The 14,288-nt window shown below is 36.2% G+C and carries 16 protein-coding genes; all 16 read left to right on the top strand.

The window, feature by feature from the left end:
* The first annotated feature begins 302 nt into the window (after positions 1 to 302).
* The 16 genes from ACSX1H_RS05040 to map all read left to right on the top strand — a co-directional run bounded on the left by ACSX1H_RS05040 (position 303) and on the right by map (position 14,249).
* On the top strand, positions 303 to 881 hold the full coding sequence (locus ACSX1H_RS05040; RefSeq protein ID WP_439182651.1) for a magnetosome magnetite crystal formation protein family: 579 nt from the start codon (positions 303 to 305) through the stop codon (positions 879 to 881).
* An 86-nt stretch (positions 882 to 967) separates the two neighbouring features.
* A complete protein-coding gene (locus ACSX1H_RS05035; protein ID WP_439182649.1) occupies positions 968 to 2,509 on the top strand; it encodes a TlpA family protein disulfide reductase in 1,542 nt (513 codons plus the stop codon).
* 156 nt (positions 2,510 to 2,665) lie between these two features.
* Positions 2,666 to 3,412 carry a hypothetical protein gene (locus ACSX1H_RS05030; RefSeq protein ID WP_439182648.1) on the top strand — a complete coding sequence of 249 codons (747 nt, stop codon included), beginning with the start codon at positions 2,666 to 2,668 and terminating at the stop codon, positions 3,410 to 3,412.
* A gap of 76 nt (positions 3,413 to 3,488) precedes the next feature.
* Positions 3,489 to 3,944 (top strand): hypothetical protein, encoded by a 456-nt coding sequence (locus tag ACSX1H_RS05025; protein ID WP_439182647.1) that lies wholly within the window; start codon positions 3,489 to 3,491, stop codon positions 3,942 to 3,944.
* Between the two features lie 224 nt (positions 3,945 to 4,168).
* Complete coding sequence (locus ACSX1H_RS05020; RefSeq protein WP_439182646.1) at positions 4,169 to 5,677, top strand: serine hydrolase domain-containing protein; 1,509 nt, start codon at positions 4,169 to 4,171, stop codon at positions 5,675 to 5,677.
* 619 nt (positions 5,678 to 6,296) lie between these two features.
* Positions 6,297 to 7,127, top strand: a complete 831-nt coding sequence (locus ACSX1H_RS05015) for a hypothetical protein (RefSeq protein WP_439182645.1) — start codon at positions 6,297 to 6,299, stop codon at positions 7,125 to 7,127.
* Positions 7,120 to 7,476, top strand: a complete 357-nt coding sequence (locus ACSX1H_RS05010) for a hypothetical protein (RefSeq protein WP_439182644.1) — start codon at positions 7,120 to 7,122, stop codon at positions 7,474 to 7,476. Before ACSX1H_RS05015 ends, ACSX1H_RS05010 begins: the two co-directional genes overlap by 8 nt.
* Positions 7,477 to 7,497: 21 nt before the next feature.
* Positions 7,498 to 8,037 carry a dihydrofolate reductase family protein gene (locus ACSX1H_RS05005; protein WP_439182643.1) on the top strand — a complete coding sequence of 180 codons (540 nt, stop codon included), beginning with the start codon at positions 7,498 to 7,500 and terminating at the stop codon, positions 8,035 to 8,037.
* A 90-nt stretch (positions 8,038 to 8,127) separates the two neighbouring features.
* Positions 8,128 to 8,946 carry a DUF5694 domain-containing protein gene (locus ACSX1H_RS05000; RefSeq protein WP_439182642.1) on the top strand — a complete coding sequence of 273 codons (819 nt, stop codon included), beginning with the start codon at positions 8,128 to 8,130 and terminating at the stop codon, positions 8,944 to 8,946.
* Positions 8,947 to 9,073: 127 nt separating this feature from the next.
* Entirely contained in the window at positions 9,074 to 9,652 is a 579-nt protein-coding gene (locus tag ACSX1H_RS04995) for a type 1 glutamine amidotransferase family protein (protein WP_439182641.1), read from the top strand.
* 473 nt (positions 9,653 to 10,125) lie between these two features.
* Positions 10,126 to 10,683: a GNAT family N-acetyltransferase gene (locus ACSX1H_RS04990; protein ID WP_439182640.1), complete on the top strand. Its 558-nt coding sequence runs from the start codon at positions 10,126 to 10,128 to the stop codon at positions 10,681 to 10,683.
* Between the two features lie 319 nt (positions 10,684 to 11,002).
* The gene (locus ACSX1H_RS04985; RefSeq protein WP_439182639.1) at positions 11,003 to 11,422 is read left to right on the top strand and encodes a VOC family protein; all 420 of its coding nucleotides are present in this window, start codon (positions 11,003 to 11,005) and stop codon (positions 11,420 to 11,422) included.
* Positions 11,423 to 12,008: 586 nt separating this feature from the next.
* Positions 12,009 to 12,503, top strand: coding sequence for a MepB family protein (locus ACSX1H_RS04980; protein ID WP_439182638.1), 495 nt, complete (start codon positions 12,009 to 12,011; stop codon positions 12,501 to 12,503).
* A 242-nt stretch (positions 12,504 to 12,745) separates the two neighbouring features.
* The gene (locus tag ACSX1H_RS04975) at positions 12,746 to 13,129 is read left to right on the top strand and encodes an MBL fold metallo-hydrolase (protein ID WP_439182636.1); all 384 of its coding nucleotides are present in this window, start codon (positions 12,746 to 12,748) and stop codon (positions 13,127 to 13,129) included.
* Complete coding sequence (locus ACSX1H_RS04970; RefSeq protein ID WP_439182635.1) at positions 13,017 to 13,472, top strand: MBL fold metallo-hydrolase; 456 nt, start codon at positions 13,017 to 13,019, stop codon at positions 13,470 to 13,472. Before ACSX1H_RS04975 ends, ACSX1H_RS04970 begins: the two co-directional genes overlap by 113 nt.
* Before the next feature lie 12 nt (positions 13,473 to 13,484).
* Positions 13,485 to 14,249, top strand: a complete 765-nt coding sequence (gene map, locus ACSX1H_RS04965; RefSeq protein WP_439182634.1) for a type I methionyl aminopeptidase — start codon at positions 13,485 to 13,487, stop codon at positions 14,247 to 14,249.
* Positions 14,250 to 14,288: the final 39 nt, after the last annotated feature.

The raw sequence follows: 14,288 nt of genomic DNA, 5'->3' as shown, positions 1-14,288 counted from the left end.
TTGGCGGAGTTTGAGGGTTTGCTGCGAATTATTAACCATTGTACTCCTATAATTACTTTTCAGAGTTTGATAGGCGAAACCCCTCAACACTACTTTAAATAATTATTGTACTTTTAGGTGTCATATGTGAAGTGATTGGGGATATCCGCTAGTTGTGTTGCAGTTAGTAAAACCACATTAGCCATTAAAAAAGAGGGAGTTGAAAACAATCAGACATAATTGTCAGGTAAATGTCGTAAGCCTGACGTTACAATTTATGAAGACGAAACATACTTTTACTCAGAACTCAAAAACAAGAAAAAATGAATAATACGGAATTACAAAAACGAGTAAAAGAACTTAGGACATCGAAAGGTATGTCTCAAGAAAATTTGGCTGAACAATCTAAATTAAGTGTAAGAACTATTCAACGAATTGAAAATGGTGAAACAGTTCCACGTGGCGATACTTTGAAACGATTAGCTGTTTCTCTTCAAGTTTCACCTGACGATATTATTGATTGGAAAACAATAGAAGATAAAAATGTGATAACGATGCTAAATTTATCACAGTTAGGATTTCTTGTATTTCCATTACTTGGAATTATTATACCATTAGCAATATGGATGCTGAAAAAAGAAAAAATTAGAGATGTGGATACCACAGGAAAAGCCATTATCAATTTCCAGATTAGTTGGATTATCTTATTATTTGCGTTTTATTCTTTATTAGGTATTAGTTTCCTTTTTCATGTCGTACTAATTCCACTTCCATTTCCTGCAATAATATTTGTTGTAGTTGGACTTTATGTTTTCAACCTAATCATGATTTTTAGCAATTCAAATTATTATCATCAAAAACAAAAAGTAAAATATATTCCAGCGTTAAGAATATTAAAATAACGCAACACAACAAGCTGCAACCAGCTGCCATGCATGCAAATTTACAAACCAGTAATAATCAGATTCAAACTATTCGACCAGTACACATGAATAAAATCAGCTCCTTAATTGTTATTGCACTTCTTTTATCGCTACAAACCTTTGCACAGCAGCATAATGTTGTAATAGAAGGCAGAATTATTGGCTATAATGGAAGTGGAAAAGTTTTATATTCCCTGGAAACTGTTGCTGGAGCCAATGCTTCTGAAGAAATAACACCAGATAATCTAGGGAATTTTGTTATTAAAGCTTATGTCGAAAAAACAGAGTTCTTCAGGGTTTGCTATTATGATGCTTCGAGATATCATTTAGTAGAACTAATTGTGAGGCCTAACAGAAAGTATTCATTCAACAGTACAGGAGTTGAAATTATTAGGAATACCTGGTGGGGATATCCCAATAGCCCTGATATTTATACTATTGACATAGGACAAAATGATGGAGTACCTCTAAGCAAGTTGGATAAAGGACAAATATACTACAACCTAATCGACAATGAATCACATGGTATTCTCTCTCATCAAGATGAATGGGGGCTAAAACAGCCAGATGCACTATTGGATAGACTGGATGAAAAGATAAACAATGAACTAATCCCACTCAATGAACTATTGGCTTCAGGAGAAATTGATAGTGAATTCTTTGAAATATGTAAACTTAATGTGCAGTATAAATATGCTGAAAGGCTGGCAACAGCTATTCGGTCAACCTTTTGGCACGATAAATTTAAAGTTAATGATAGTATCCTATCTAAACAGCTAAGTCAGATTTATCCTAAAGTTTTTGAGAAATATCCAATTCATGCTGAAACAATTGGACTCATTGATAATATGATTGAATACACAAATATGTATCTGGAGTTTATAGAAGATTATAAAGACGGAGTCTACACCTACACGAAACGAAAGGGAAATAGAGCTTTTAAAGATATCTATGCTAAAAGTGACCAAATACTACCAGTTAAAGTTAATCAGCACTATCAACAATACCATACCATGTGCAATGCCGCAGCCTTAGGAACAATTTCAAAAGCACGCATTGAGAAGTATCTGGCAGATAATGATGATATGAAAGATTCTTATGGCAATCAATTGATTGAGAATATACTGCTTCCCCGAGTGGAAGAATATGAGAAGCTTCAATATATAGAAATGCCTCCCGAATGTCTGTTTTTAGATGGAGATTCTATTGATTCATTTAGCCAATTATCACAGCTATTAAAAGGGAAAGCACTATTAATCGATTGCTGGGGAACCTGGTGCATGCCGTGTTTAGCTCAGTTTAACCATCTAGAGCCTCTAAAACCACGCTTAAAAGAAAAGGATATAGCAATGGTTTATATTGCCTATGAGTACGATGATAACAGACAGCTATGGGAAAGTATAATTAAAGCAAAAGCGCTGGAGGGTTATCATTTTATAGCCAATGATAAATTTAAAGAGGATTTAAAAAGAGTTTCAGCAAATAACCTGAGCTTTCCAACCTTCCTAATAATTGATTCCAAAGGGTGTATTCTGGAAAATAAAGCAGCACTGCCAAGCGAAGGAGATGAGTTATTAAATCAAATTGAACAATTAATTCAAAAATGAAGTGGCAATTAATGGCTTTTGAAACAGAACTTGCCGCAGGCGCTATTTGCAATAGTTATTGTACTTTTAGGTGGGATATATGAGGTGATTGGGGATATCCACTAGTTGTAGCGCATTCCCCACATCTAGCAGAAAAGCAGATTTATAACGAACAATATGCAAAGATTAACAATCCTACTATTTGCTTTCCTGATTTATTCTATGAAAGTGTCTCCGTGTGATTGTGATGGTGAGTATTCATATGATTCGGAATACTATCATTGCGATGTAATTGTTTCAGGTAAAGTAAAAAAGGTATTCAATAGAACAAAGGACTCTTATAACATAGAAATTGAAATAAAAAATATATTTAAAGGTGATAGTATATCTGAATTTATAGTATTTAGTACTCCTGAAAATTATAAAACAGTTGAAAATGGTGATACTCTAATTTATTTCTCAGATTGTGATATTTATCTAGGTGTTGGAGAGGAATGGTTGATATACGCAGAAGAAAGAATTGATGGCAAATACGGTTTTGGATTTTGCTCAGCAACGAAAAAATTAAAGGATGTTCATAAAGCAGAATTTGAATTCTTGAATTACAATAAAAACTTAGTGAGATCAAATAATTCCAAATTTTATTCATCAAATGAACTTGACAACTCAGAATTGATATCAATTTCTATGAGAGGGTATTCATTGTTAATAGATGAATTGGTCATTGAAGAAATTAAATACGAGGATTTTGAGTTGAATATCAAAATCGACAAGAATGGATTTATCGCAGATTTGGATTCTATAGGAAACAAGGATTATGAAGCTGTGAAACTTGAAATTTTAACACTTGAACCTTTTGTACCTGGCGTTAAAGACGGTGAAATAGTGAATTCTGAATATACATTGAAAGTAAAAAGAAAATAACGCTGCACACAACAGTGGCTAATAAAGCATGGCTATCGCCACAGCTTCATTGCCGAACCGTTAGCAACACTTTGACATGAGGAAACTGACCATTTTATTATTGTTATCTATTGGCTTGTCAATTCATGGACAAACCTGTAAAGACTCACTAAGGAACTATCTTGCGACAATTGATACTACAGAAAGAAAAGTTGTATTTATAGCTGAAGAAATGCCTGATATATTTAGCAGTAGTGAGTTCTTTATGAAAAAAAATAAGGAAATAAGATTAGATGAATTAAGCTGTTGCCCAATATATGTTTGGTTTGCTTTTGTAGTCGAGACTAGCGGGACTTTATCAAATATCGTTGTTTGCCCACAGTTTATAGCATGTGACTCATTATCTATTGAAAGTAATTCTAAAATACTAAAAGCTCAATTTATCAGGCTATTTGAAAATATTCACACAAATCCAGGCAAAATAGATGGGAAACCAGTTGCGATTGCACATACTTCAAGAGTTCATTATGAATGCATGGATTGGAAGAATTAATGAATATTGAAATTTTGTGGCTTCGGCAACCACCGCCAAAGGTTGATTTGGCTTTAAAAATGAAAAGTTAAAAACAAATACAACGCTTTGGCTCCGCTCAACTTGGAACGTTTGTTAGGATAAACCTCCATCCGCTTCATGCGGCAGGCCATTATGTGCAATTCCCCCTATAAACCTGTAACCGATTTAACAATTTTATTGTCTTATTTATAAAACAATAAATAATGGAAAAAATAAATCGAATTATCAGACCACATTTTTTAATACTCTTTTTACTCCTGGCATTTTCTTGCAATACCGATAAAGATTCTACATTTCAAAACACAAGCAAATTTAAAAAAGAACATCCCAATTTTTCATCAAAACTCGAAAACCGAATAAAACACATCTACAAAGACAAAGAGTTGTTTGGAGATTTCATTTTTGCCGTAGTTGATGAAAATGGATTGGCGTATTCATTTGCTATCAACAGGGATATTTTAAATGGTAAAAAGTCTTCTCTTGACAATAATTCCCCTATTTATATTGCATCCAGCACAAAAGCATTTACAGGAACATTACTAAAAATATTAGAACAGAAAAAGCTACTCGATTTAAACAAATCACTTAATGAGTACCTTCCTCAACTAAATTACAATGACAGTATAGACACTAAGAAAATCACAATAAAAAGCCTCTTAAATCACACTCACGGAACATTTAGCACAAGTATGACCTGGAAAACGGCCTTTTTGGGATATAGCGGTAAAAATGAAGAATTAATCCACGATTTAAATGCCGACTTTCTTTATGACCCATCAGGTAAATATCGATATTCCAATGTTGGTCCTATCATCGCAGGTATGGTCGTAGAAAGCGTCACAGGAAAAACATGGAAGTCAGAAATGAACGACTATATTTTCAGCCCTTTAAAAATGGAAAACACAAGTACCAATGTTAGTGATTATAGCCTAAAAGACATCCGTCCATCACTTACCGTTTCCAAAGAAAGACAAATCATTGAAAAAGGGTTTTATAAAAAAGACCTTACAATGCACGCAGCAGGTGGTATAATTTCCACTATAAACGACCTTTCAAAATGGTTAAGTGCAAATATTAGAGAAGACCATATTTTGCTTGATAAAAACTCTTGGTCAGAGCTTCATAGTTCGACCACACCTCAAAATAAAGACTATTTCTCTTACTACCGTAATGGCTACAGTTTGGGTTGGGATATTGCCGAATATCAGAAAGAAAAAATCCTAACACGCTTCGGAAACTTGGCAGGAATCAGCTTTCATATGTCATTTATGCCAGATAAAAAAAATGGAATTATCGCATTTTCAAATGATAACAGAGCCTATCTGTTGCCTCATTTAATGGCAGATTATGCTTACAGTCTAATCAATGGCCTAGCAGCAGACAGTATTTTCAAGAGTGAAAAACCAAAATTTGACAAAAGTTTTGATAGAGAGAATGAAATCTCATATCCTAAGGATTCACAACTTTTAATCCAAAGTAACATTACGGACAAAATATTGGGGACCTATCAAAATTCAGAAAATTGGCCTATCATTTCCATTGGCAAAAAAGATAATTATTACACTTTTAGGTGGGGGATTTTAGATGGAAAAATCTATACAAAAGAAGAAGACGGGTACTTTAGTAATTTAGGTGTCTTAACAAGAGATTTTGAAATTAAAAATGATTCCCTTTTAACGGGTTCATTAATTTACAAAAAAATGAAGGAATAAAAACTGCACCAACAATGGCTATAAGTAATTGCCTGGTTTTTGTCTACTTCTGAAAATCCTCCCAGATTTTCAGTTTGGTGGGTACTTGCTAAGTTAAGCGCTAAACCACGCAACACTCATAGCCGAGCCCCCCGCTCGCCGAAGTTGGTAACGACTATCAACAGCTATTAATAACCTGACTTTGGGAGCTGCTTGCGAATGATCAACCATGGCACTCCCATAATTTCGTTTCAGACTTTGAAAGCAAAAACACCTAAACACTGCTTTAAATAATTATGGTACTTTTAGGTCGAATATAGTGGGATTCGGATGGCAACCTGGTAGCCATAATTGCCCACGCAAAGCTTCCGAATAAAACATAAGCATACCTAATCTATTTAACTGCTGTTTTAGTTCGGGTGCAAAAAAGTTTTCGATATCGAATAATTAAGAAATGAAGAGCGCAAAAAAATTTATAACCATTTACGAAGATAAAACTGGAGAAAGCTTCCAGAAATGGGGCTATTATTATCCGCCCAAAACCTGGGATGAATTTTATACCTGGGAAAATGACACCTTTGAAAAATATCTGGCAGACAAAGAGGATGGTATAAAAAAGACAAAATCGTATGTCAGTCTATTGGACACAACCAATGACTTTGGATTCTATCTCGCGTTTCAACAACCCAACTGTGAACTATTAAATAATGTTTTATACCAAACTTCACGGCAAAAACTTCTAAACAGCGGTATGACGGCGAGCGGAACAGACCACTGTAATATTTTAATGAACGTATTTTGCGCTTTTGCCTGTAACGATTTTGGTGTGATTGACTCATTCCTGCCCAAAGCTTTATCTCCTGCTAAAGACCAATTTTACACCCAAATAGCGTTTAATTTATTGAAAGTACTCTATTACAAAGAAACTTCGCTAAAAACAGACAGTTTACAAAAAGCACAGAAGTTTCTTTCAAAAAAAATTTCGCGTTGGGAAAAGTATGTTGTTTTATATTTTGTTGCATTGGTCAACCAAAACAGCACAGAAGCCAGCAACTGCCTGCAGGAACTATGCATTGCGTATCAAAAAATGGAACATACTGTTGGCAAACTGGATAATAAAATGGCTAAATGTTTTGCTTCCGAAATTCACGGCCTGTATCGCTTCGCCAGAGTTATTGATCCCGAACTATTTGAAAAAATAGCTTGCCCAAAGCATCATTGTTTTTGGGAAGAATTTGAAGTATGGCATCAAAAAAATAATTTCCCAGAAGGCATGCTTTTCTATAGACGACCGCAAGCATTGGACTATATGAATCAACTATTTGAAGCTGAATTACCAACAGTAACGCTACATAGTCCCTATGCAGATAAAAAAATTATTGTGAAAGACGTGGATCAATTCGCACTTAAACTCACTGAGAATGTGAAAAACAAGATAAAAACTACAACTAACTATGTGCATAATGCATAGAGAGTGGCGTGATGAAATTATCGCCTATGCCAAAGAAGAGTCAATACCCTTTACGCATGGAGTGAGCACAAAACTTATCAATGTCTATTTAAAATCAATTATTATTTGTGGCGGATTTTACAAGCATCCTAATTCAAAATTCATTCATCCACCTATCGATTCTGTATTGCTAAAGGAGTTAGCCGCGAAGAATTTTAATGGAAAAGCTAAGTTTTGGAGAGATTCGAATAAGACTGCATGGTCCAATTTTAATTCCGAGGAATATGAACAAGTCATAAAAGAAATAAGAAATGGAATAGGCGAAAAGCCCCTCTGGACGATTGAAGAATTCTGGAAGGGACATCAATAATACATAAACACAGAACAGCAAGTGAAAAAAAACAACAGCGTATTTATCGCAACAAGTTTAGACGGCTATATCGCAGATAAAAATGGAGGAATCGATTGGCTATCTTCCATTCCTAATCCCAGCAACGATGATATGGGATATTTGGAATTTATGAAAGGCATTGACGCACTTGTAATGGGACGCACAACCTTTGAAACAGTGATCGGATTTGATATGGAGTGGCCCTATACTCAACCTGTTTTTGTATTGAGCCACACATTAAACGAAATACCGGAAAAGTATAAAGACAAGGCGTTTTTGCTCAAAGGACCACCAATGGACGTTTTAGCCCACCTTCACAAAAAAGGATTTTATCGCTTATATGTGGATGGAGGCTCCACAATTCGAAGTTTTTTGCGAGAGGACTTAATAGATGATATGGTGCTTACCACCATCCCCATTTTATTAGGCGGCGGTATTTCCTTATTTGCCGAACTACCCAACGAATTACAGTTTGAATTGATTGGAACAAAAACTTATCTGGATCAGATCACACAGAGTCATTATAAACGGAAAAGATAAAAAGACTATGCCAACAAGGGCGAATTATAACATCGAAATTTAAGCCTCGGGCAGTCATGAAAAAATAACCAACAGCAATCACTAAACCCCATGAAGAAAGCAAGTATTATTGTAGTAATAATGTTGATGGCCTCCAATTATATGATAAAAGGTCAGACAGATACTGATGCGCCAGCCAAAAAATCGGTAATCGCCTTACTGGGCGTCTTCCATTTTGCGGGCACGTCCGATCTTATTTCTATTAAGGCTGATGATTTGGCGTCTGCTCAAAGGCAGAATGAGATCAAAGATCTGGTGAATCGATTAAGCGACTTTAAGCCGACCAAAATACTGGTTGAGCATCCCTTCGGCGATCATAAAACAGATTCGCTCTACCAGTTATATTTAAAAGGTACTCATGCCCTATCCATCCACGAGAGCCAACAAATAGGCTTTCGATTGGCCAGGAAAATGGGGCATCACCACATTTATCCGGCCGATCATAAAATGAGCCTGCCCTTTAAAGAGCTAAGCGATTACATGGAAGAAACTGATCAAATGGCGCAATTGGAGAATATGATTACAGATATGAAGACGAATATTCTGCAGGCCTCTCAAAAAGCCTATGATGAAAGCAGCCTAAGCGATTATTTTGTGCTGCTCAATAGCGATGAATTTGATGCAGGTAATAAAAACATGTACCTGTACCATACCAATCAAATGGGTGATGCCAATAATCCTGTCGGAACCAATTTGGTGGCAAAATGGTGGGAACGGAATTTCAGAATCATGTTCAACATTGATCAAATTGAAGAGCCGGGCGATCGCATTCTGATCATCTTTGGTCAGGGCCACACAGCGGTGCTGAAAGATTTTTATAAAGCGCGAACCGACATTATTTATGAAGAAATTACGGAGTATCTGCAATAACAGAAAACCCAACATTTACGCCACCGCGGCGCCACTTAGCAAGTAACCAGCATACACGGCCGGGCCACACACCCACCCAAAGCACTCTATATCAATAAAAGACTATTCATTAAACCAAAAAAATAAAATGAAGAAGAAAGTATATGTGTTTCTATTTGATGGCTTCTCAGACTGGGAAATTTCCTACTTAACGCCGGAAATCAATAAGGACGAACGATTTGATTTGATATACTTTTCGGCAGATGGAAATGCAATTAGGTCAATGGGCGGCATGTCGGTTCAGCCTTTAGCTTCACTCAAGGAACTAAACAGTAGCGAAATTGATTTATTAGTGCTTCCGGGCGGAACGGCATGGGAACAAAGAGCAATCACCACCATCGACCAACTGGTAAAAGACTTGTTTGAAAAAGGAAAAACAATTGCGGCCATCTGTGGGGCAACAGTCTATTTAGGACAATTGGGAATTTTAGATAACCTGAATCATACCAGCATCGACCTGAATTATTTAAAAGCCGTTGCGCCAGAGTATAAGGGGAGCAACTATTACCAAAACCAATTGGCTGAGACAGATAAGAACATTATTACGGCAAACGGCATTGCTCCAATCGAATTCGCCAGAGAGGTTTTTAGAACACTAGGGCTTAAAAAGGACAGCGATTTAGAAAAATGGTTCCAACTGTTTAAAAACGGGGTTTGGAGTGAATAAATAACCGAACCCTCAAGCCAGAACATATTGCAACGCTCGCCACCGGTGCAACTCTAGTTGTGCCTGGTAGCAGCGTCTGCCAGAGGCCATTACAATAGATAAAATTTCAATACTATTTTCATAACTCACTAAAAAAGAGTATCCTTGTGGCTTATGAATAAAACTTCATTCAATACCTATAAGTATTCGGCATAGCAGGCAGGCGGTCTTCTATGGAAAGTGCTGCCCTTATTCTGATAAGGGTAAAAAAAACATAACGCCTGTCGAACTCTTCAAGCAATGTGTTGATCAAGTTACATTGTGTGTGATTCTGATCGTCACCTATTCCTGTTAAATAATTTCATTACGACACTTTTGCAGAAATTGCAAAACGCATTGTTCTGCAACTATCAGGATAGCTGCACAATTCAGCTAATTTTAGCAGAACCTTGAGTTAACCTACCAAGGTAGGTGTCCCTAAACGATACATTAGTATGACAAAAATAAATATTGAAATCAGAGAGACGAATCCTAAGGATTTCGAAGACATTATGACAGTAGAAGAGCGAGCATTTGGCTACGTGAAAGAAGCCCGGTTAACGGCCGATTTGCTAAGTGACACAAGCGCCGAACCAGTTCTATCCTTGCTGGCATTTCATGATAAAAAGCCCATTGGTCATGTTTTATTTACCCGCGTGTATATAAACGAAATGAGCACAACACAGCCCTTAAACCATATTCTTGCCCCCTTAGCGGTCATACCCGAATACCAAAAGCAAGGTATTGGAGGCTTACTGATTACCGAAGGGTTAAACAGATTAAAAGAAATGGGCTCCGAAATGGTGTTTGTATTGGGGCACACGGACTATTACCCCAAGTTTGGATTTATTCCCGATGCTAAAAAACTTGGATTTAACGCCCCTCATCCAATACCAAATGAGCACGCCAATGCATGGATGGTTCAATCGTTACATCCGGATGGAATTGTAACTAGTAAAGGAAATGTGATTTGTTCGGTTGAATTGAATAAACCAGAGCATTGGAGAGAGTAAATAGTGGGCCGTAACAAAGGCACAAGGATGCTGCAGTGGATTTTGGGCAGTTAGCAATAATTGCCCAAATCTTTCTGTATGAGGATGCAAACAGGCATCCCCTTAAGTGCCGCAGGTCCTCTAACCTGCAGTGGAAGTATCAATAGCCGATAGACCTGACAATAGCCGATATTACTTACATAATTAGTAATAACCTTAACATTCATTTTTTAATAATTATCGTACTTTTATTGTGGATAGAAGGAGGAATTACTGATGTTAACCTAATGTAGCCATCTCCCCTATAGCACCAATTCATAAAGACAGAGGAAAAACACAGATGAAACAAACGATAGTTCATATAGCATTGGTCGTAAAAGACTATGATGAGGCAATTGAGTTTTATACCAAGAAATTAAATTTCGAATTACTTGAAGACACTTACCAACCAGAACAAGATAAACGGTGGGTGGTAATTGCTCCCCCGGGTTCCATAGGAACAACAATTCTTCTTGCAAAAGCATCAAATGCAAAACAGGAAGATTTCATTGGAAATCAGACAGGGGGAAGAGTATTTCTTTTCCTGAATTCAGATGATTTTTGGAGAGACTATAACGAAATGGTTTCAAAAGGAATTGAATTTGTAAGAGAACCTAAAAAAGCAGATTATGGAATGGTTGCTGTATTTAAAGATCTATACGGAAATCTGTGGGATTTATTGGAACTGAATGAAGAACATCCTATTTCGAATAGGCGATAAGTTTTCAATGCAATTGGAAATAAAACATTTGCTGTTGTCATAGTCTGGCACATCAATGCCTATAACCAATCACCCGTAGTGGAAGCGTATCAGGAACAAGGAACAAGTACCAATTATCAGTGAACTTAAACAAAAAACATTGGGTGAAAAACAGTGGAAGGTTACCAACCTTTTGCATCTTCCCGATTTATCCAATCAAATGCATTGTATAGGAACAATTAAAGCAACCTATACATTTCGCCCGCATGGAATAAAGAAAATCCACCATTTTTTTAGGGTGACAACTGAATATACAACTCAGCAGTGCTAAAAGCATTTATCTCTGCTATTGGATGAATTGCCTGGTTAATAAAGCATAACCGGCTATTAATGCGCGTATAAAAAGCCACATACTAAAGAAACCAAAAGAATTATAAGTAGTTATAGTCAATAATAACAGCATATGTGGGCCGTAGTATCTACCAAATCTACTCTTTGAACTACGTAAAAGGATCTAACTTTGGCTCGACACAAAGGTATAAGTCCGATACTGTCAATATTATTTCGGCATTGCATGGGAAACAATAACCAGAGGAATTAAGAACAGATGGATAAAACCCTCAATGAAATTAATAGGGAGATCTATAGCAAATGCTCTTTGAAAATTGCAGACTATAGGCAAGAGCTGGAAGGTAAAGAATATGGTGCCTGTCAATTTAAACTTAACGAACTAAATATCTTTTACCGAAATGCCAAAATCACGCCCAAAAAAACAGGACAATTTGTAACATTCTGGAAAAGAAATGAAAACGGGGTAATTGAGCCATTTACCCAGAAAGATGAAATCGATTTCTTCGTTGTGAACACTCGAAAGAAAGAGAAATACGGCCAATTCGTATTTCCCAAATCAATACTGATAAAGAAGGGAATCATTTCAACAGAAACAAAAGAAGGTAAAAGAGCATTCAGAGTTTACCCTCAATGGGATATTCCAATGAGCAAACTGGCAGAGAGAACTCAAAAATGGCAATTGAATTATTTTTACGAAATAAACAATTCAACTGACCTCCGAAAAGTAAATGACTTATACTCCGGAAAATAAGCTTGCTTCGGCATATTCAGGCAGTTCAGTTACTCCCCTTCACCGGGACAGACAAAATCGGAAAAACGAGTAAACTATACGAAAGCAATCTCAAAATGTGGTAGGCCTTGTTCTCTATGCTAGTAGCCCTTATTTGAGAGCTCAGGTGAAAAAACAATATTAAAACGACGATTCAAATGCGTTATGTTAGTTTAGGTTTGAAAAATACACCCAACTGACAATTAAACAACTATAAACAGCAAATGAAACTGATTGTATTAAAAATTGAAAAGATAATCGATGGCGAGAACATTGTTTTGTTCCCGGTGTTGATTCAAAGTAAGAATCGCAATTACCTTATCGATTGCGGGTATAAAGAAACTTATCCAGAGCTTAAATCGCAATTAAACTTACATGGGGTAGAAATAAAAGACCTTTCAGGAGTGCTTGTTACCCATGATGATTATGACCATTTGGGCAGTTTGAAATTAATGAAACAGGAAAATATAGATTTGAAGGTATACTGTGGCGAATATGAAAAAGATTCTATTTCAGGCCTCACCAAATCAGAAAGACTTATTCAAGCAGAAGCATCTCTGGACAGCATACCCAAAGAGTATAAAAAAATGGGCAATAAATTTTATTGAAAAGTTAAAACGCATAGAGCCCGTTAATGTAGATAAAGGGCTAGTTGATATGGAATATTGTGAGCACGGGATATTGGTGGTTCACACACCCGGGCACACTAAAGGGCATATATCTTTGTTCCACCCTAAAACAAAAACCTTAGTAGCCGGAGACTCAATGGTCATTGAAAATGGAAAGTTAAATATAGCCAATCCATCGTTTACATTAGATATTAAATCAGCTGTAAAATCTTTGGAAAAAATAAAAAAATTAAATCCCTGTAAAATCATTTGTTACCATGGAGGGATTTTGGAAGAAGACATTAATGAAAAGCTGACCGAACTAATAGATAAATTTAAATAAAAGAAAATAAATATGTCGATCACAAAAGAGGCCGAATTAATTGGAATGGAAAGAATTAGTGAAATTGTAGGACTGACACTAAAACTAATGAGGGAATATGCAAAAGTTGGCATGTCAACCAAGGAACTGGATGAATATGGAGGTGAGATTTTAAAAAGTTACGGAGCTAAATCAGCCCCTTTTGAAACTTATGGATTCCCGGGTTATACCTGTATAAGTGTAAATGAAGAAGCGGCTCATGGCATTCCATCTGAGGAAAAAATTTTAAAGGAGGGCGATTTAATTAATATTGATGTATCGGCTGAACTAGATGGGTTTTGGTCCGACAATGGCGGTTCTTTTATTCTGGGGAAAGACATTTACAATCATCAACCCCTTGTTGATGCCTCTAAACAAATCTTATACAAAGCAATTCATAACATCAAAGGAGGTGTAAAAATTGCTGATATTGGCGATTTGATAGAAGTAGAAGCAAAAAAATATGGATTTAAAGTAATCAAGAATTTGGCTGGACATGGAGTTGGCAGAAGCTTACATGAACAGCCTGAAAACATATTAAACTACAGAGTAAAGACCAACAAAGAAAGATTTAAGAAAAACACAACAGTTGCTATTGAAACCTTCATTTCAACTGAATCAACATTAGCGGTTGAATTAAGCGATGGCTGGACACTTGTTGGAAACAAAGGAGGCTACGTAACACAACATGAACACACAATTCTAGTAACTGATAACCAACCGGTCATTCTAACCAAATCTAATGATATATGGAATTAGTCCCCAAAAATTTACCTCCTACTTATGAAGATTACCAAC

Source organism: Carboxylicivirga taeanensis, from assembly GCF_051851475.1.
Taxonomy (GTDB): domain Bacteria; phylum Bacteroidota; class Bacteroidia; order Bacteroidales; family Marinilabiliaceae; genus Carboxylicivirga; species Carboxylicivirga taeanensis.
Note: the sequence above shows the minus strand (reverse complement) of the source record. Positions and strands in the feature narration are given on the sequence as shown.